The sequence below is a fragment of the Mycobacterium sp. FW102-FHT13B02 genome (assembly GCF_058790275.1).
In genome coordinates this window covers 44636-62101 of record NZ_JBYTCM010000009.1, presented here as the reverse complement: position 1 = coordinate 62101, position 17466 = coordinate 44636, and the positions used below count along the sequence as shown (strand labels likewise).

The window sequence follows — 17466 nt, the reverse complement described above, 5'->3', positions numbered from 1 at the left end:
GGTCACTCCTTCGTTCTGTTCGGTTCCGGCAGTCCGGCAACCACGGCATCGAAACCCGTGCGCATCAGTGCGGTGATGGCCACTGGCGGATCGGCGTTCGCGTAAGCCTCCATCGCAGTGTCCCCGACAGCGCGCACCACGGCCGCCACCAGACGCGGGTACATGTCATCAGGGCCGAGACCGGTTCGGTCGGCGATGGCCGCCACCCAGTCTTCGTAGAGGTCATGCGGCACCGCGTTACGAACCTCGGTTCGCATCAGCAGTTTTCGCACTTCGACGAGTTCGCGGCGATCCGGGACGAGATCGGCACCCGTGATGTCGGCCATTTCCTGTTCGAGGGTTCCCGTCACCGCCTCGACGATCGAGGTCCACAGCGGTTCATCAGCCGGCCGCGCCCGAAACACCGCGACACTGCGCCGCATCCGCTCGGCGATGCGGTAGGCCAGCGCCTCGTACTTGCCGGTGAAATAGTTGTTGAACGTCCGCAAGGACACTCCGGCCAGCGCCGCGATGTCCTCTCGAGTGACGGTGTCCAGTCCACCACGGTCGAAGGCCAGTTGCAGCGCTGCATCGCTCAATGACCGGCGAGTGTCGGCCTTCTTGCGTTCTCGCAGACCTGATTCGGCCGATTCAGGCATGCCGTCACCCTACACACAATTTTGCACACTAGGCAAGTTTGCCCGCCGTGCACCTTTCTCGGGGCATAACTGACTCAAGTCATTGACTCTGGTCAGTAAATTGAGTACTACTTGAGCCACCATGACCCGCACCACAGGCAAACCGTCCCTGCGCGAAGCCAAACGCCTGGAGACCCGGCAGCGCGTGCTCGATGCCGCGATCACCGAGTTCAAGCGCGCCGGCATGGCAGATGCCGACGTCGGAGCCATCATCAGCGCCGCCGGTGTCGCACACGGCACGTTCTACTTCCACTTCCCCACAAAGGAACACGTGCTGTTCGAACTCGAGCGCCAGGCCGAGGAATCGGCCGGCCGCGAGCTCGCCAAGTTCCTGCAGCAGCCCCACACGCTCGAAGAGGCGCTGACCGAAGTCGTCCGAGTCATCGTGGCCGTGGAGCAACGGCTCGGTCGGATGCTGTTCAAAGATGTTCTGGCGCTGCATTTTTCATCGAACCGTCCGCTGGACGACGAATGGACCGATCACCGCGTGATCGTGCTGGTCGTCCAGGAGATCGAACGAGCGCGCCAGGCCGGCGAAGCGGATGCGGACGTCGACCCCTTCCACAGCGCGGTGTACTTCCTGCTCAGTCTCTACGCCCTGCTCACCACGAGCCGCGGCGCGGACCAGATCCGCACCGCCCTGCTGGACAACTTTGTCAACACCGCGCTGCGAGGCATCGCAGCCCGATAACCGGAGGAGACACCATGTGGCAAGAGATCGCCCGTCTCGCCATCGCATGGGGCGCCATGGCCGCCCTCATCGCGTTCTGGTACTGGATGTTCTCGAACATCGGCACCTTCTGAGCCGGCCGGTCCGCACAGTGTCCCAGTCGATTACAGCCGCCGAACTCGAGCGAGCGTGCGCGGTGACCGCGGTGGCGCTGTCCGAGCGACGGCGGGCCGGGGTACGGCTGATCTCCGGCGAACAGCGCCGCTTCGGGCTGAGTTCAAGCCGGACGGTCGTCCACGTACCGTACCCGGCGCCCGTATCCGACTGGTCGTTGCGGACCTACACCTGTGGTGTCGCCCTGCAGTGCGCGCCGTCGAAAGATCGGATCGCGCCGTACCCGCTGCACCGGTTGTCGGAGCGTGAACTCGGTGCGCTCCGCCAGGTCGAGGGCGGTGTTGCGCTCGGCTGGGTGGCGGCGTGCTGGCCCGGCCTGCTCCCAGAGGCCCGTCGGGTGCTGCCCGGTCTGGAACCGGCCGACCCGGATCTCGATGCCGGCGAAATGCTCTGTCGAACAAACACATTGGTGCGATCCGATGCTCGATTGGCGGATTACCCGGTGCTGGGATCCCTGCCGCTGAGCACGGCCGTCACCCGAACCCTCGCGAGCTCGATCCGGCGGACCCTCGGGCGCATGCCGTGGTCCTCGTCCCGCTCGGACACCCAACGCCTGATGTCGATCCCGGTCGGCGGCGAAGGCGGGGTACGCAACGCCAACCTGCCGCCGGCCAGCCGCCCGGAAGACGACGACGTGGATATCCGGGCGGATCAGCGCGCGGGAATCCCCTACCCCGAATGGAATTCGTGGCGCGGGCAGTTCCTGCCCGACCACGTTGCGGTCCTGGAACGCCGGCAGACCCGGCATAACCGCCGTACTGGCGCAGCACCAGACATCCGCCGGTGGTTCGACGAACCCACCCACCGCACGATGACCAACCGGCTCGAGGACGGCAGCGACCTGGACATCGATGCCTACGTCGCCTCCTATGCGGACGGCCGGGCGGGGTCACAGCACGAGCCCAAGGTGTTCCGTGACCTGGTGCCCAGCGCGCGCGACACTGTCACCGCCGTACTGCTGGATGGCAGCTCGTCGTTGGGTGTGCACCAGGGTCGGGTATTCGACCTCGAATTGGCTTGCGCGGACGCACTTTCCCGGGCCATGACGGCCGCCCGCGAGCGGCACGGCATCTTTGTCTTCACCGGTAACACCCGACACCGAGTCGAGGTCCGCTGCCTGAAAGACTTCGGCGACAACCACTTTGCCCTACCCAGCAAGTCCGGCCTCGCCACGGGCGGCTACACCCGGCTCGGCGCACCGGTGCGGCACCTGACCACTCGCCTGCTGAATCAGCCCGCGGGGCGTCGCCTCCTCATCGTGATCGGCGACGGCCTGATCTCCGATGAAGGCTACGAGGGGCGGTATGCCTGGGCCGACGTGGCACACGCAGTCGGTGAGGCCGACGAGGCGGGCGTCGGCGTCTACTACCTGGGCCTGGGTCCGGTCCGGGTGGATCCGCTGCCCGAGGTTTTCGGCGCCCGGCGGTCCCAACGGATCGGCCGCATCGAAGAGCTACCCCGCGTGCTGGCGCACGTGCACCGAGAGTTGGTATCCGCATGAGTGACTGGGCCGCAACCGATTGGCCGTACCTGCCGGCCCGCAATGAGGTGACCACGTTCACCCACGCGTACCACCGCCGGCTACCGGTCATGCTGACCGGGCCGACAGGATGCGGCAAGACGCGCTTCGTCGAGCACATGGGCAACCTGCTGGGGCGCCCCGTGGTGACCATCAGCTGTCATGACGATCTGACGAGCTCCGATCTGGTCGGCCGGTTCGTCGTCGCCGGTGGCGACGTCCTGTGGACCGACGGTCCGTTGACCCGGGCCGTCAAGGACGGCGCCATCTGCTACCTCGACGAAGTGGTGGAGGCGCGTCACGATTCCCTCGCGATCCTGCACTCACTCACCGATCACCGTCGCACCTTGTTTTTGGACCGCGCCGGCGTGGTGGTGCCGGCACTTGATTCGTTCCTACTGGTCTGCTCGTACAACCCGGCCTACCGGCATTCACTCAAGGACCTCAAACCCTCGTTCCGACAGCGATTCGTCACCATCGCAATGGACTACCTGACACCCGACCGCGAGGCCCTGGTCCTGGTCGGCGAGACCGGCATCGACATCGCCACGGCGCAGCGACTCGTGCAGTGCGCCAACAGTATTCGCCGGGCAGACGATGTCTTGCACTTCGAGCCGCCGTCGACCCGGGTGCTGGTCACCGCCGCGCACCTGGTGGCAGCGGGGGCCGACGAGATGTCCGCTGCCGAAGCCGCGATGCTGGCTCCGCTGAGCAGTGACGGCGCCGTCGGCGACGGTCTGCGCGAGATCGCGGCGGCATGCCTGCAGCCGTCGGCCATCCGATGAGCACGAATACCCCTGCGAGAAAAGGAGTTCCACGGTTATGAACGAGCAAGATCGCAAACGCAAACGGGCACTGATCGTGTTCCAGCTGTTCGCCTACGGCTGGCTGCTGGCGATGTTCCTGATCCAGCTGCACATGTCGATCGTCCGGGGCTGGTGGTCGCTGTGAGTGCGACCACGGTGCCGACGGTCAGCTTTGACCAGCACCACGACGAATCCCGGTTGGCGCAACGACAGGCGGACCGCTGGCTGATCACCGGCACCCTGTTGATGGGGTCGATGTTCATCGGCTTCGTCGGGCTGCCGTTCTTCCTGCGGGGCGTTTGGCTGCAGCGGCGGGCGCAAAAGGCCGGCTTGTCGGTACGGCCGATCATCGTGACGCTCATCGGCTATCTGGTGATTCTCGATGCCGCGCTCAACAGCATCGGCTGGTCGCTGGATCTACTGGCCAACCACACCCTGCTGAACCGCACCATCATCACGGCGTGGGGCAACATGTTCGACGCCGGGTACTTCTGGCACTACAACGAATTGTGGATCGGCGGCGCGGGCGCACCGGGCGAAAAGGCCTGGGAGGTGGCGCTGATCCTGACGGTGTTCACCATGCGCATCGCCGCCGGCATCGCGTTCCTGCAGATGAAGCGGTGGGGCCACCAGTGGCTCATCATCACCTGCTGGTTCGGCATCGTCATCTGGATCGGCTATACGTTCAACATGACGATGTTTGCCGACATCCGTTATGCCGGAGTGGTTTTCCCGGTCGTCGGCTGGTGGCTGTACGACATCTTCTATATCACGCCATTCCTGGCCATCCCGTATCTGCACACCGTCAATCGCGAAATCTTCAGCGACTAAAGGACATCGAATGAGCATCACCGACACCGAGTCACCCGAGGCGGACGACAACCTGCCGGTGGGCACCACACCGGTTTACGCCAACATGCACAAGTGGCTCAAGCGGGGCCTTTTCGTGTGCCTGTTCGGCCTCGTCATCGAAGGGTCTTTCACCATGCCGGCACTGGCCGTCTGGTACGGCTGGCCGACACTGTCGTTCAGAGAGATCTGCAGCGAGCTGATGAAAGTGCGCTACTCCGACGACACGCTGGAATGCAAATTTCCCTACGACTTTTCGGGTGCACCGTTCGGCGGACCGCCGGAAGCCGCCGGCCAGCACACCGCCAAGGACACCTGGGGCGTGCAGCCGGTGCCGCACTACCACCGCCTGGGCTTCCGGGAACTGGTGGCGATCCACGACGAGCGGTTGGCCCGTGCCGGCGGCCACTGACGATACGGGCGAGCGACGCATCGCTCATCGGGCCTATTGCAGAATGACAATCACATTGCGCCGCACTGCCGCGCTGATCTTTGCCGGAGCCGTTGCCTTCGCATTAGCCGGAGCACCAGCGGCCGTGGCCGGCGTCTCGGCAGACGGCACCCAAGCTACCCATGTGCTGGCGGCCGGCCAGATCAGTTCGGACGGCGACCACACAGACGCACCAGGTCCGCCGACATACTCACCCTTCGCGCGGCACGGCGACGTTGGCTGAAACCCGCTGTCGGGCCGGGTGATCTCCGCGTGACTTTGCACCGCGGCGCGTGATGAAGCACGCCGAAATCGCCAGGGCGACTAGGCCGTACCCAGCGGATTGATGGTCCACGCCACATACAACATGACGGCACTGACGGACGCCGTCGTCGCCACATCGATGATCCGGCTGCGCACCACGAGCAGGCCGGCCCGGTCATCGGTCAACAACAGCCGCATGGCGGCGGCGATGCCGACGCCGATCGCCATCACCAGCGCGCCGCGGCGCCAGTAGCCGCCGATCACCAGCGCGAAAGCGACCACGAAGAACACGCCCACCGACAGGATCGGCCATTGACCGCGGAGCACTTTGCGGGCGAATTCCTTTGCGGTCAAGACAGTTTCGCCTCTTCCGCCTCGACCACGTTGGCCAGCAGGAAAGCGCGGGTCAGCGGTCCGACGCCGCCGGGGTTGGGCGACACATGGCCGGCCACTTCCCACACATCGGGGTGTACGTCGCCGGCGAGCTTGCCGTCGACACGGCTGACGCCCACGTCGACGACGGCCGCACCCGGCTTGACCATGTCGGCAGTCAGCATGTGCGGCACCCCGACCGCGGCGATGATGATGTCAGCCTGCCGGGTCAACGCCGGCAGATCACGAGTTCCGGTGTGGCACAACGTCACCGTCGCGTTCTCCGAACGCCGCGTGAGCAGCAGGCCCATCGGCCGGCCGACAGTGACACCGCGGCCGATCACCACGACGTGCGCACCGGCGATCGGGACCTCGAAACGACGCAGCAGATGGACGATGCCGCGCGGCGTGCACGGCAGCGGCGCGGGCTCGTTCAGCACCAGCCGGCCCAGGTTGGTCGGGTGCAGCCCGTCGGCATCCTTGTCGGGGTCGATGCGCTCCAGCGCGGCGTTCTCATCGAGGTGTTTGGGCAGCGGCAGCTGCACGATGTAGCCGGTGCACTCCGGGTTCGCGTTCAGCTCGTCGATGACGGCGTTCAGCTCGGCCTGGCTGATGTCGGCGGGCAGATCCCGGCGGATCGAGTTGATGCCGACCTTCGCGCAGTCGGCGTGCTTGCCCCGCACGTAGGCGTGCGAGCCCGGGTCGTCACCGACCAGCACTGTGCCCAGACCCGGTGTCCGGCCGGCGGCGGCCAGCGCCGCCACCCGCTTCGTCAGGTCCGTGAAGATCTCGTCGCGTGTGGCCTTGCCGTCCAGCGTGATTGCACCCACGACGAACATTGTGTCAGGCCCGCAGAAATCCGTGCATGCCCACCATCTGACCCAGCAGGTCCCCAGGAAAGCCCACAGATACCGATAGAGTTGCCTTCGATGACTGGACCAGCCGCACTGCCAGCGCTCACCGTTCGCCATGATGCCGCCACGCGTACGTTCGCCCCGGGAAACGACGTCGTCGTCGGACGCGATCTGCGCGCCGACTTCCGTGTCGCGCACCCGCTGATCTCACGCGCACACCTGATGCTGCGCTTCGATCACGGCCGCTGGGTCGCGGTCGACAACGGCAGCCTCAACGGCATGTACGTCAACGGGCAACGTGTCCCCGCCGCCGATCTGCACAACGGTTCGGCGCTGAACATCGGCAACCCTGACGGCCCGCTGCTGACCTTCGAGGTCGGCCAGCACCTGGGCCCGGCCGGCACGCCGCCGACGACGTCCATGCCCGTCACCCCGGCGCCGACGACCAATAACCGGCCCAGCGCCACCTGGCCCAGCCAGCAGCCCTACACCCCGCCGTCAGCGGCGCAGCAGCGCTACCCGAGCGGCCCGCAGACCTTCAGCCCGTCGGGTCCGCAGCCGCAGTATCCGAGCGGGCCGCAGCCGCACTACGGCCAGCCGCAGCAGCCGCGCTATCCGACCGCACCCCAGCAGTACGCCGCGCCGCCGTCTGCACCGATGTCCCGACCGGCGCCGGCGCGAGTCGCACCGCATCCTGAAGAGTCGAGCTCGCCGGCTACGCAATTCGGGCCGACTGCTGTCGCGCGCGGCAGCGAGAACAACCTCGGCACGACGATGCTCAAGATCCTGCGGCCCGGCCGCAACGCCGACGTGCCGGCCGGAGCCATCAAGATCGGTCGCGGCACCGACAACGACATCGTCATCCCGGACGTCCTGGCATCGCGACACCACGCGACCTTGGTTCCGTCGGCGGCCGGCGGCGCCCAGATCATCGACAACCGGAGCATCAACGGCACCTTCGTCAACGGCCAGCGGGTCGACGAAGCGCTGCTCCGGGACGGCGACACCGTCACCATCGGCAACGTCGACCTCGTCTACAGCGGCGGCACCCTGGCCCGCCGCACGGTCACGACGGCCGACACCCGCACCGGTGGTCTCGAGGTCCACGGCCTGACCTGGACCATCGAGGGCAACAAGACCCTGCTGAACAACATCTCGCTCGACGCCCGCCCCGGGACGCTGACCGCGGTGATCGGCCCGTCCGGCGCCGGCAAGTCGACGTTCTCCAAGCAGGTTGCCGGCCTGACGCACCCGACCAGCGGCACTGTCACGTTCGAGGGCCACGACATCCACGCCGAGTACGCATCGCTGCGGTCCCGAATCGGCATGGTGCCGCAGGACGATGTCGTCCACGGTGATTTGACCGTCCGGCAAGCCCTGATGTACGCCGCCGAGCTGCGGCTGCCACCGGACACCACAAAGGAAGACCGCGAGCAGGTCGTCATGCAAGTGCTCGAAGAGCTCGAGATGACGAAGCACCTGGATACCCGCGTGGAGAAGCTTTCCGGCGGTCAGCGCAAGCGTGCTTCGGTGGCTCTCGAGCTGCTGACGGGGCCGTCGTTGCTGATCCTGGATGAGCCGACGTCAGGCCTTGACCCGGCGCTGGACCGCCAGGTGATGACGATGCTGCGGCAGCTGGCCGACGCCGGCCGCGTCGTGCTGGTAGTGACGCACTCGCTGACCTACCTGGACGTCTGTGATCAGGTGCTGCTGTTGGCACCGGGCGGCATGACGGCATTCTGCGGCCCGCCGAGCCAGATCGGTCCGGAACTGGGCACCACCAACTGGGCCGACATCTTCTCGTCGGTGGCCGGAGATCCGGAGGCGGCCCACCAACAATTCCTGGAACGATCAGGCCCGACGCCGCCGCGGCCACCCGCGGCAACACCGGCTGATCTGGGCGAGCCGGCGAAGACTTCACTGCTGCGGCAGTTCTCCACCATCGCCCGACGACAGGTAAGGCTGGTCGTGGCTGACCGCGGCTACTCGGCATTCCTGCTGTTCTTGCCGTTCATCATGGGTGTGCTGTCCCTTTCGGTCCCCGGGGGCGGCCCGAACAAGTCCGGTGTGGGCTTCGGTAAACCGCTCCCGGCCGGCCCACCTGATTTCGGTGCCGCGCCGAGCGAACCGGGCCAGATCCTGGTGATGATGAACGTCGGTGCCATCTTCATGGGCACCGCGCTGACCATCCGCGCGCTGATCGGTGAGCGGGCGATCTTCCGTCGGGAACAGGCCGTCGGCCTCTCGACCACCGCGTACCTGGCGGCCAAGGTTGCGGTGTTCACCGCATTCGCGGTCGTGCAGTCCTCCATCGTGGTGGCCATCACGATCATCGGCAAAGGTTGGGGTCCGGGTGCGGTCACCAATGGTGCGGTGATCCCCGGCCGCAGCCTCGAGATGTTCGTCGACATCTCGATGACATGTGTGGCTGCCGCCATGACAGGACTGGCATTGTCCGGTTTGGCCAAGTCCGCCGAGCAGATCATGCCGTTGCTGGTGGTGGCGGTGATGAGCCAATTGGTGTTCTCCGGTGGCTTGATTCCGGTCACCGGCCGGGTCGTGCTGGATCAGTTGTCCTGGCTCACCCCGGCACGGTGGGGTTTCGCGTCGTCGGCCTCGACCATCGATCTGACCAGATTGGTGCCCGAGCCGGTGCTGCCCAATGACAGGTTCTGGCATCACACCACCGGCGCCTGGTGGACCGATATCGGCGCCTTGCTGCTGCTCTCGACGTGCTATCTCGGCTTCGTGCGCTGGCGGATCCGCCTCAAAGCTGACTGACGTGGCTTGGCCGAAACTGGGTCACACCACAGTTTCGGCTTCGATCGCCGCCGGATCCGCCGTGGGCAGCGTGAGTTGCATGTTCGATACGTTCAAAACGCCCAGCGAGCCGATGTTTTCGTAGTCGGCGGCGCCCGCGACCAGTTGCAGCGTCAGTGTCTGTCCGGGACGAAGTGTTTGTGCGACGTCTTCCAGCGCAACGGTGATCGTGTGCGTCTGCCCATCCAATGTCACGGGGATGGGCGTGACCTGATTGCCCAGCACGAGACCTGTTGTGTTGTCGACGAGTTGGCCGTACACGTGGCTGGCGATCCCGGTGCCGGAATAGGTGAGCGTCAGCTGCGGTGCGCCGACAACGTAGGTGGTAGCCGTGCTTGCGGGAATCCTGAGATTCAAAGCGTTGAACGCCGGGCCACCGCCGATCGGCAATACGCCGAGCAGCGCCGAGCCGCCGATGAACGGGACCAGCGGCAGCTGGCCACCGCTGCTCGACGCGATGATCGGGTTGCCCGTGGGAATCGGATAGACGTCCGACGAGTAGTACTGGCCGTGTTGATCGACGAATTCGAACTTCGGGCCCGTCGACACCGTGGTGTCACCGTTTACGTACCGGTCGAGCCACTGCAGGGTCCGCTGCTCGATCAGCCTGCCGTCGGTGGGGTCGAGCAGGTCATTGGTACATACCCCGTGCCCACCGCAGAACCAGATCACCTTCGTTGGAACACCGTCGGCGATAAGCGTTTTCGCGTTGGCATCGGCCTCCTGCAAGGTGAACAGCGTGTCGACCGTGCCCTGAATCAGCATGGTCGGCGCCGTGATCTTGCTGACCAAATCGGCGGGACCTCGGCTGGCGAGCAGCGCTTGGTCGCTCGGGGTGATCATGCCGGTCAGGCCGCCGTAGATCGCGGCCGGCAGCAGGGCGGGGTTGGTGCGCGCGACGGTGCCGAGGAGAGCGACCTCGAGCAGTGTTCCCCAGCCGCTCTTGAACGCATCGTTCTTGTAAAGCGCGGTGTTCAGGCTGTGCCAGGCAATGGTCGGCACGATGGCGTCGATCCGGGGGTCGGTCGCGGCGGCCACCAGTTGGATGCCGCCACCATACGATGCGCCGACCATGCCGATCCGTGGATCAAGAAGTGCCGGGCTGCCGTCGAGCTGGACATCGGGCCGGGTCGCCAACCAGGTGATGATCGAGGAAACGTCTTTGGCCTCGAAATCCGGAGAGTCCACCTGCAGGACCCCACCCGACTGCCACTCACCGCGCGGGTCCCAGGTCACGACGTTATAGCCGGCATTGCGCAGGGCCGCGACGCCTACCGCGCCAAGGTTGTCGGTCAGCACTCCGTCGAGGAAGGTGCCGTTGACGTTTGTTGCTCCCGGCATGCCCAAGCCCGGACCATCAAGGATGGTCGGCGCCGTCTGCCCGGCCTGAAGTCCAGCAGCGGGCATGAAATGGACATAAATCTTGGTGCCGTCGAACGACGTCACCATCACGTCGGTCGGCGCCGGGGTGCCGGCTGGTAGCCCCTGCTGTAGCGGGTACCCGATGATCGGGTGGAGAACGTCGCTGATGATCGGAATCTGACTGATCAGCGCGACCACCGGCGTCACGAACAGCGGTCCGATGATCGGTATTTGCTGCAGTGGCGCCAGCAGTGGCGTCTGCACGGTAGCGACGACACGCGCGTGTGTCACCGGGTCGATAACCCCCGGAGCAACGGCGGCCGTGGGCGCGAAAGTCTCTTTGCTGGTAGCCGCGAGCATGGTCCACGCCAGCGGCGAATCTGCCGGCGCGGCCGGGTTGGTGCCGGCGAAAGGACTCGCGAGCGAGCCGGCCACGTGCGAGACGGCGGTAGCAACGACCGCAACCGGACCTGAGGAGGCCGAGATGGTCAACGTCCGCGCAACGGCCGCCACTGCCGTGATCTGAGTTGTGCTCGCTGTCGGTGTCGGCGGAGTCGTCGGCAGGGGCGTTGTCTGGGTGGTCGGCGTGCGGGCGATGGCGGTCAGCGCTGTCGGCGTGGGCCGGGTCAACGGGATTGTCGTCGGCGTCGTGGCCGGCGCCGGTGACGTAGCCGGTAGTGCTGAGGTAGCCGGTGTCGATGACGTGACCTTGGCGACCGGCGTCGACGGCGATGCCGTCGATTTGTGGTTGTCGCGCAGCTTCGCACTGAAAGGTGCTGCCTGCGAAGGTTTTTCCACTTCCTTCGCGACGTGGTTGCCGCCAGGTGCCGACGTACCGCCGGCCGTAGCCGGCGGCTTCGGCGACGACGAGTCCGATGATGGTGAACTCTTCGCTCCTGCGGAACTTGCCCCGGATTTCGGCGGCTGGTCGGCCCATGCCACGCCCCCGCCCCAGACCACTGCCGCGCCAATCCCCAATGCCGCTGCCAACCCGCCGATCCGCCCGATGCTCCCCGCTGCACCCATGCGTATATTCCTACCCCCGCCTCGCGGCGCGCGGAAGAGTCCGCTCGACGCACATGGTCATCGCGAAGGGGTATTTCCAGCAGGCGTCTACTCGCACGCCTCCTGCTGGAATGCCGTTTGGACTGCTAGGACGACAAATCCAGGCCGTGGGCCACCGCGTAGGCGATGGCCTGGTCGACGTCGATGCGGGCGCCGCGCACGTTTGCGGTGGTCCAGAACGTCGCGTCGGTCCGGGCCGCGCGCAGATCTGCCTGCTCGAACTTCGCGTTCTGCACCCGCGCGCCGCGCAGATCGGCGGCGCGCAGCACCGCCTTGCGCAGGTCGGTACCGACCAGTGAGGCCTCGGCCAGTCGGCAGTCCGTGAGGTCAACCGAACGCAGGTCGCAGCCGGCCAGCACGGCGAGCCGCAGGTCGACCTCGACCATGGTAATGGGCCGCATCGAGCACTCGGTGAATGTCGACCCGAGCAGCGTGCAGTGCCGGAAGGTGCTGTGCGCCAGCATGGTCCGGCGGAAGGTGCAGTTGCGGAACGCCGAGCCGGAATGTTCGGATTCAGTCAGGTCGACGCCACTGAAGTCACAGTCAGTGAAGACCACGCGCTCGGTGCGCAGCCGACTCAGGTCGGCGTCGCGTTCGTCGCGAAAGACAACTCCGGTGAATTCTGTGTCCTGCCAGTGCTCGTCGAAAACCGTCACGGTTCCGTACGATAGGCCCGATGGCCGACCAGGCACGCCCCACTGCCCATCTGTCGAGACGTGGTTTCCTCACAGTGACCGCTGCCGGATTGGCCACGACACTGGCAACCCCGATTGCCCTGGCCGACAACGGCAAACTGATCGACTTCACCCATCTGCAAGTCCCCGTCGACCAGGTCGTCGCAGCCGGCTACACCGGGGTCATCGTCTACGTCTCCGAGCTACGGCCGGGCGCCACCTTCGACTTCAAGCCCGTCGCCCGCAGCTACACGGATGCGCTGCGCGCCGCGGGTCTGCACGTCGTCAGCGTCTACCAGTACGGCAAACCCGGCTGGGTGAACAGCCCCTCGGACTTCACCCGCGGCTTCGACGGCGGCGTCGCCGATGCCCGCACCGCGCTGAACCTGCATGGCGCAGCCGGCGGACCGGATACCGCGCCGATCTTCTTCAGCGTCGACGAGGACATCTCCGCCGACACTTGGAAAAACGTTGCGTTGCAATGGTTCAAAGGCATCAATTCGGTAATCGGTCCGGCACGCACAGGGATTTATGGCGGCGCCCGGCAGGTCACCTGGGCGGCCGACGACGGCGTCATCGGCCGGTCCACCACCCCGGGCCACAGCTGGGCCTGGCAGACCCGGGCCTGGTCCGGCGGCGCCCGCGCGCCGATGGCGGTGCTCTATCAGGCGACGGTGGTGACGGCTTCCGACCCGGGCACCATGATCGGCGACATCCACGTCGACGAGGACGACATCCTGGCGCCCGACTACGGCCAGTGGGATCTAGGGCGTTAAGCCGGAGCACCCAGACTGGTCAGCGCGTATTCGGTGACGGTGATGAGCGCATCGCGCGCCGATTGCCGCTGCCGCGCATCGACGGTGACGACCGGGATGTGGTCGGGCAGCGCCAGCGCCTTGCGCACGGCATGGCCGGGATGCCTTGGTGCGCCGTCGAATTCGTTCACTGCGATGATGAACGGCAGGTTCCGCGCTTCGAAGAAGTCGACGGCGGCGAAGCTGTCCTGCAACCGGCGCACGTCGACCAGGATGACCGCCCCGATGGCGCCGCGCACCAGGTCGTCCCACATGAACCAGAACCGTCGCTGCCCCGGTGTGCCGAACAGGTAGAGCACCAGGTCGTCTGCGAGGGTGATGCGGCCGAAGTCCATGGCCACCGTCGTGGTGTTCTTGTCAGGAGTGCCGGCGAGCGCGTCGACCCCGGCCGAAGCATTGGTGACGATGGCCTCGGTCCGCAGCGGCATGATCTCGGAGACCGCGCCGACGAACGTCGTCTTACCGGCACCGAACCCACCCGCGATGACGATCTTCGTCGACGCGGGGGCGTGCCGATTAGAGAGCCCGTCAGAGGCCGGAGGCCGGTCAGAGAGCTCGAAGCCCACGCAGCGTCCTCCCTATCAAGTCTCGCCTGTCCTCGACATTATTCGTTGTGCCGAGCGTGGCGTGTACTTGAAGATAACCCTGCGTGACGAGGTCGCCGATCAGCACACGCGCAACACCGAGTGGTATTGCTAACTTTGCCGCGACCTCGGCCACCGAGGGCCGGGTGGAACCGAGCTTGAGAATCTCACCACGCACGTCGTTGCCGGGCCAGTGCGACGCCGGGGCGGCTGCCAGCGGGTAGATCGGCGCCTCCATGGGCAGCTCGATCTCGGTGGCGGTCCGGCCTGCGGTCAGCGTGTAGGGCCGCACCAGGCTGGGCTGCTCCGCGGTGAACGCGGACTCCCAGGCGTCAGAGGTCGGCTCCATGAGGTGTCCTCGCTACCGGACCCTGCGTGCGGATTGAACGACCGTCCCCACCCGTTCGACCAGAATCGCCATCTCGTATCCGATCTGGCCGATGTCGCAGGAGCGGGTCGCCAGCGTCGCGAGGTTCGAGCCGTCGCCGACACGCATCAGCAGCAGATAGCCGTGCTCCATCTCGACCACGGACTGCAGGACGTGGCCGCCGTCGAACAGCTGGGAGGCACCCGCCGCCAGGCTGGCCAGCCCCGAGGCGACGGCGGCGAGCTGGTCGGCCCGTTCGGTCGGCATCCGCGAGCTCGCGGCCATCAGCAGACCATCGGCCGAGACGAGGATGGCGTGTGCCACCCCGGATACCTCGTCGGCGAATTTCGTGACCAGCCAGTCCAGCGATTCGCGCTGAGTCGTACGCGTCATCACCGGCCTCCCGCGTCACGGGACTGCGAGCGACCGGCATGCACGCCACCGAAATGCCCGCCGATGCTCGCGCGCACCGCGGCCGGGTCACGCAGTGGCAACCCTTCGGCTTCCGGCTTGCCCTGGGCGTCCTCCTCAGGAGCACCGGGGATGAGCCGGGCACCGGGCTGACGCACTGGCAGGCCCGCTTCGGTGTGCTCGACGACCGGCGCATCCTGCGCTGCGGCCGCGGCCGACCACCCCTGGTCCCACACCGTCTGCCAATCGAGGTCGGTGCTGTTCGCCAGCTGCGTGGGGTCGTCGATCAGCCATTCCGACAGCATCTTCTGGTAGATGGCGTCCTCACTTCCGGCGGTGGCGCTCGGCTGGGGTCTCGGAGCCGGGCGGACGGGCGGCGCGGGAGCAGGCGCCGGCCGCGGCGGCTCAGGAGCCGGTGGCTGCGGCGACTGCGGCTGAGCCCGGGCCGCGAAGAACGACGACGTGTCGGTCGGCGCCTGCGCCGGCCGCTCGACGGGCGGCTCCGTGCGCCCGGCGATACCGCTCGCACCCGGGTTGCGCTGCGGCAGGTTGACGCCGCTGAGGTCACCGGCCTCGGCGGGGGCGCCGAAGCCGTTGCGCTGCTGCGGTGCCACAAGTGACGGTTCCGCCGGCGCCGGGGGCAACACGACGGGCCGTTCGACGGCGCCGAACGTCGCGAACCCCCCGGTGTCGGGACCGAGGCCCGGCAGTTCGGTCACCCCGGTTTCTGCCGTCGACGAGCCGTCCCAGTAGGTACCGAAGTCCGGGATCGCGGGCAGCCCCGCCAGCAGTTCGACCGGGACATAGATGCCGGCGGTCGTACCCGAATCCGGGTCGCCCTCGACAGTGTCGCGCAGCCGGACGACCAGTCCGTGCTGCGTGGCCAGCCGGCCGACCACGAACAGGCCCATGTGCCGCGCGGTGTACGTGTTGACCTCGCCGCCCGAGCGCAGTCGGCTGTTGGCCATGCGCAGATCGGCGTCGGTCATGCCGAGGCCGCCGTCGCTGACCTCGATCACCAGTGCGCCATTGGGCGCGTGCACCGCGGAGACCTGCACCTGTGAGCTGGGCGGTGAATACCGCAACGCGTTGTCCAGCAGCTCGGCCATCATGTGCACCAGATCGCCGGCGACCGAACCGTGGATCTGGGTGTCGGGGGCGGCGACGATGGCCACCCGGGTGTAGTCCTCGACCTCGGACGCCGCGGCATTGATCACCGCGGTCACGGGCACCGGCTCGCCCTGCTCGTGCGGCACGTTGGTGCCGGCCAGCACCAGGAGGTTGGCGCCGTTGCGCCGCATCCGGGCAGCCAGATGGTCCAGCCGGAACAGCTTGGCCAGGCGCTGCGGATCCTGTTCGTCGCGCTCCAGTTGGTCGATGACCGTCAGCTGCTGGTCGATCAGCGACCGACTGCGCCGCGACAGCGTCTCGAACATGTCGCTGACCTGCAGCTGCAGCCTCGCCTGCTCCCCCGCCAGCAGTACGGCCTGTTCGTGCAGTTCGTCGACCGCGTGCGCCACCTGACCGATCTCTTCGGTGCTGTGCACCGGCAGCGGCCGCACCGTCACGTCGGCGCCGGAACGGACCTCGTCGAGCTCACGGACCAGATCCTCGTGAGCGACCTTGAGGGCGCTGGTGCGCAGCCGGCGCAACGGCCGGATCAGGGTCCGCGCCATGTACAACACGACGAGCAGAGCCAGCACCATCACCGTGCCGACGACCACCGAGTCGCGGATGGCTTCGGTGCGTTTCGCGGTGGCCTGATCGTTGACCGCCGAGACGACGGACGCGGAAACGCTGTCCAGCAGCTTTCCGGCGATGCCGCTGGTGGTCTGGATCGACTGGCTCAGATCGGGGTTGTTGACCAGCTGCACGCTCGGGTCGGACATCATCGACATCCGCTTGACCATCTCTTGGGCCAGTTTCTGCGCCTCGGGCGAACCGACGCCCAGCACTTCGCTCATGCCGAACAACGTCGACGGCTCGGTGCCGGCCAGGGTGGTCATCGAGCTGCGCAGTTCGTTGTCCGGCAGTTCGCCGCCAAGGGTGACCAGCAGCTGCTGCATCATCATCTGGCCGCGAGCGCCGACGGCCCGGCTCAGACCCTGCGTCTGCGCCCGGATCTTCTCGTCGTCGATGCGCACCGAGCCGGTGATGGTGTCTTCGGCGGTCAGCAGGATGGGCGCGTACAGGGTGACGCGCTCGCGCAACCCGACGCTGTTGGAGGCCACCTTGTTGAGCAGCCCCTGACCACCATCGAGCAGGGTCTTGATGCCGGTACTGACGTCGGTCGCGACGTCGGTGTCCGTCAGCCGGTGCTGCAGACGTCGCTTGCTGTCGTCATAGGCGCTCAGCGCCTGTTGCGCGTCGCCGCCGGTGGAACTCGCGAGCAGCGCCGCGTCGAAGGTCGCCATGTAGTTCTCGATGGCCGGCACCATTTCGGCGCGGTCGGCCGCGCGACGCAAATCTGCCGCGTCGGTCCAGCCCGAATAGATCCGCATCCCCCCGAACGTTCCGGCCAGCACCAATGGCACAAAGGCGATGGCGAAAACTTTCCAGGCGACCGGCCAATTCGACGGCGCGAAGCGGGATGGGCGTTTCGCGGGCGCGCGGGTGACCTGATCAGCTGCCGAAAACTGTTGCGCAGCAGTCATCGCGGCTCGGCTTTCCCGCCGGCCATGGGACCGCAATCAAGTAAGGGCGCATGGTTCATAGTGGTGTTCCCCGCCGGATTTTTCAGCCCACTCGGGCGC

General features: G+C 66.7%; 18 protein-coding genes. 9 read left to right on the top strand and 9 right to left on the bottom strand.

Annotation, left to right across the window (positions count from 1 at the left end; translation table 11 throughout):
• Positions 1-2: 2 nt before the first annotated feature.
• Positions 3-638 (bottom strand): TetR/AcrR family transcriptional regulator, encoded by a 636-nt coding sequence (locus AC3WTE_RS17205; RefSeq protein WP_492439320.1) that lies wholly within the window; start codon positions 636-638, stop codon positions 3-5.
• 121 nt (positions 639-759) lie between these two features.
• On the opposite strand from AC3WTE_RS17205, the gene AC3WTE_RS17200 reads away from it, so the two are divergent.
• The 7 genes from AC3WTE_RS17200 (at position 760) to AC3WTE_RS17170 (ending at position 5369) form a co-directional block, all read left to right on the top strand.
• Positions 760-1368 (top strand): TetR/AcrR family transcriptional regulator, encoded by a 609-nt coding sequence (locus tag AC3WTE_RS17200; protein ID WP_492439319.1) that lies wholly within the window; start codon positions 760-762, stop codon positions 1366-1368.
• Between the two features lie 130 nt (positions 1369-1498).
• Positions 1499-3022, top strand: a complete 1524-nt coding sequence (locus AC3WTE_RS17195) for a nitric oxide reductase activation protein NorD (protein WP_492439318.1) — start codon at positions 1499-1501, stop codon at positions 3020-3022.
• On the top strand, positions 3019-3825 hold the full coding sequence (locus tag AC3WTE_RS17190; RefSeq protein ID WP_492439317.1) for a CbbQ/NirQ/NorQ/GpvN family protein: 807 nt from the start codon (positions 3019-3021) through the stop codon (positions 3823-3825). Before AC3WTE_RS17195 ends, AC3WTE_RS17190 begins: the two co-directional genes overlap by 4 nt.
• A gap of 37 nt (positions 3826-3862) precedes the next feature.
• Positions 3863-3991: a hypothetical protein gene (locus tag AC3WTE_RS17185; RefSeq protein ID WP_256370088.1), complete on the top strand. Its 129-nt coding sequence runs from the start codon at positions 3863-3865 to the stop codon at positions 3989-3991.
• Positions 3988-4677, top strand: a complete 690-nt coding sequence (locus AC3WTE_RS17180; protein ID WP_492439315.1) for a hypothetical protein — start codon at positions 3988-3990, stop codon at positions 4675-4677. The genes AC3WTE_RS17185 and AC3WTE_RS17180 overlap by 4 nt, the downstream gene beginning before the upstream one ends.
• Before the next feature lie 10 nt (positions 4678-4687).
• Positions 4688-5107, top strand: coding sequence for a hypothetical protein (locus AC3WTE_RS17175; RefSeq protein ID WP_138231894.1), 420 nt, complete (start codon positions 4688-4690; stop codon positions 5105-5107).
• Between the two features lie 43 nt (positions 5108-5150).
• Positions 5151-5369 carry a hypothetical protein gene (locus AC3WTE_RS17170; protein WP_492439313.1) on the top strand — a complete coding sequence of 73 codons (219 nt, stop codon included), beginning with the start codon at positions 5151-5153 and terminating at the stop codon, positions 5367-5369.
• Between the two features lie 80 nt (positions 5370-5449).
• On the opposite strand, the gene AC3WTE_RS17165 is transcribed toward AC3WTE_RS17170, so the two are convergent.
• Together AC3WTE_RS17165 and AC3WTE_RS17160 are read right to left on the bottom strand one after the other, a co-directional pair.
• On the bottom strand, positions 5450-5743 hold the full coding sequence (locus tag AC3WTE_RS17165; RefSeq protein ID WP_492439311.1) for a DUF3017 domain-containing protein: 294 nt from the start codon (positions 5741-5743) through the stop codon (positions 5450-5452).
• Entirely contained in the window at positions 5740-6591 is an 852-nt protein-coding gene (locus AC3WTE_RS17160; protein ID WP_492439309.1) for a bifunctional methylenetetrahydrofolate dehydrogenase/methenyltetrahydrofolate cyclohydrolase, read from the bottom strand. The genes AC3WTE_RS17165 and AC3WTE_RS17160 overlap by 4 nt, the downstream gene beginning before the upstream one ends.
• Positions 6592-6690: 99 nt before the next feature.
• Between AC3WTE_RS17160 and AC3WTE_RS17155 the strand changes: the two genes are divergently transcribed.
• Complete coding sequence (locus tag AC3WTE_RS17155) at positions 6691-9396, top strand: FHA domain-containing protein (RefSeq protein ID WP_492439307.1); 2706 nt, start codon at positions 6691-6693, stop codon at positions 9394-9396.
• Between the two features lie 21 nt (positions 9397-9417).
• Here AC3WTE_RS17155 and AC3WTE_RS17150 read toward each other — a convergent pair whose 3' ends face one another.
• Complete coding sequence (locus tag AC3WTE_RS17150) at positions 9418-11823, bottom strand: CocE/NonD family hydrolase (protein WP_492439306.1); 2406 nt, start codon at positions 11821-11823, stop codon at positions 9418-9420.
• A gap of 125 nt (positions 11824-11948) precedes the next feature.
• Positions 11949-12518, bottom strand: coding sequence for a pentapeptide repeat-containing protein (locus tag AC3WTE_RS17145; RefSeq protein ID WP_492439304.1), 570 nt, complete (start codon positions 12516-12518; stop codon positions 11949-11951).
• A 20-nt stretch (positions 12519-12538) separates the two neighbouring features.
• Here AC3WTE_RS17145 and AC3WTE_RS17140 point away from each other — a divergent pair, with 20 nt between their 5' ends.
• On the top strand, positions 12539-13312 hold the full coding sequence (locus tag AC3WTE_RS17140) for a DUF1906 domain-containing protein (protein WP_492439302.1): 774 nt from the start codon (positions 12539-12541) through the stop codon (positions 13310-13312).
• Here AC3WTE_RS17140 and AC3WTE_RS17135 read toward each other — a convergent pair.
• Genes AC3WTE_RS17135 through AC3WTE_RS17120 form a run of 4 tightly spaced genes read right to left on the bottom strand, consistent with a single transcriptional unit; the run spans position 13309 to position 17367 of the window.
• Complete coding sequence (locus tag AC3WTE_RS17135) at positions 13309-13917, bottom strand: GTP-binding protein (protein ID WP_492439300.1); 609 nt, start codon at positions 13915-13917, stop codon at positions 13309-13311. The two genes, AC3WTE_RS17140 and AC3WTE_RS17135, sit on opposite strands and share 4 nt — an antisense overlap.
• Positions 13898-14284 (bottom strand): DUF742 domain-containing protein, encoded by a 387-nt coding sequence (locus tag AC3WTE_RS17130; RefSeq protein ID WP_492439298.1) that lies wholly within the window; start codon positions 14282-14284, stop codon positions 13898-13900. Before AC3WTE_RS17130 ends, AC3WTE_RS17135 begins: the two co-directional genes overlap by 20 nt.
• A gap of 12 nt (positions 14285-14296) precedes the next feature.
• Positions 14297-14695, bottom strand: coding sequence for a roadblock/LC7 domain-containing protein (locus AC3WTE_RS17125; RefSeq protein ID WP_459366417.1), 399 nt, complete (start codon positions 14693-14695; stop codon positions 14297-14299).
• On the bottom strand, positions 14695-17367 hold the full coding sequence (locus AC3WTE_RS17120; RefSeq protein ID WP_492439297.1) for a HAMP domain-containing sensor histidine kinase: 2673 nt from the start codon (positions 17365-17367) through the stop codon (positions 14695-14697). The genes AC3WTE_RS17125 and AC3WTE_RS17120 overlap by 1 nt, the downstream gene beginning before the upstream one ends.
• Positions 17368-17466 lie beyond the last annotated feature (99 nt).

Coding starts and splice junctions, on each gene's coding strand:
- AC3WTE_RS17120 (WP_492439297.1), bottom strand. CDS start 17,367: ATGACTGCTGCGCAACAGTTTTCGGCAGCTGATCAGGTCACCCGCGCG.
- AC3WTE_RS17175 (WP_138231894.1), top strand. CDS start 4,688: ATGAGCATCACCGACACCGAGTCACCCGAGGCGGACGACAACCTGCCG.
- AC3WTE_RS17170 (WP_492439313.1), top strand. CDS start 5,151: ATGACAATCACATTGCGCCGCACTGCCGCGCTGATCTTTGCCGGAGCC.
- AC3WTE_RS17155 (WP_492439307.1), top strand. CDS start 6,691: ATGACTGGACCAGCCGCACTGCCAGCGCTCACCGTTCGCCATGATGCC.
- AC3WTE_RS17205 (WP_492439320.1), bottom strand. CDS start 638: ATGCCTGAATCGGCCGAATCAGGTCTGCGAGAACGCAAGAAGGCCGAC.
- AC3WTE_RS17200 (WP_492439319.1), top strand. CDS start 760: ATGACCCGCACCACAGGCAAACCGTCCCTGCGCGAAGCCAAACGCCTG.
- AC3WTE_RS17125 (WP_459366417.1), bottom strand. CDS start 14,695: ATGACGCGTACGACTCAGCGCGAATCGCTGGACTGGCTGGTCACGAAA.
- AC3WTE_RS17130 (WP_492439298.1), bottom strand. CDS start 14,284: ATGGAGCCGACCTCTGACGCCTGGGAGTCCGCGTTCACCGCGGAGCAG.
- AC3WTE_RS17190 (WP_492439317.1), top strand. CDS start 3,019: ATGAGTGACTGGGCCGCAACCGATTGGCCGTACCTGCCGGCCCGCAAT.
- AC3WTE_RS17185 (WP_256370088.1), top strand. CDS start 3,863: ATGAACGAGCAAGATCGCAAACGCAAACGGGCACTGATCGTGTTCCAG.
- AC3WTE_RS17150 (WP_492439306.1), bottom strand. CDS start 11,823: ATGGGTGCAGCGGGGAGCATCGGGCGGATCGGCGGGTTGGCAGCGGCA.
- AC3WTE_RS17140 (WP_492439302.1), top strand. CDS start 12,539: ATGGCCGACCAGGCACGCCCCACTGCCCATCTGTCGAGACGTGGTTTC.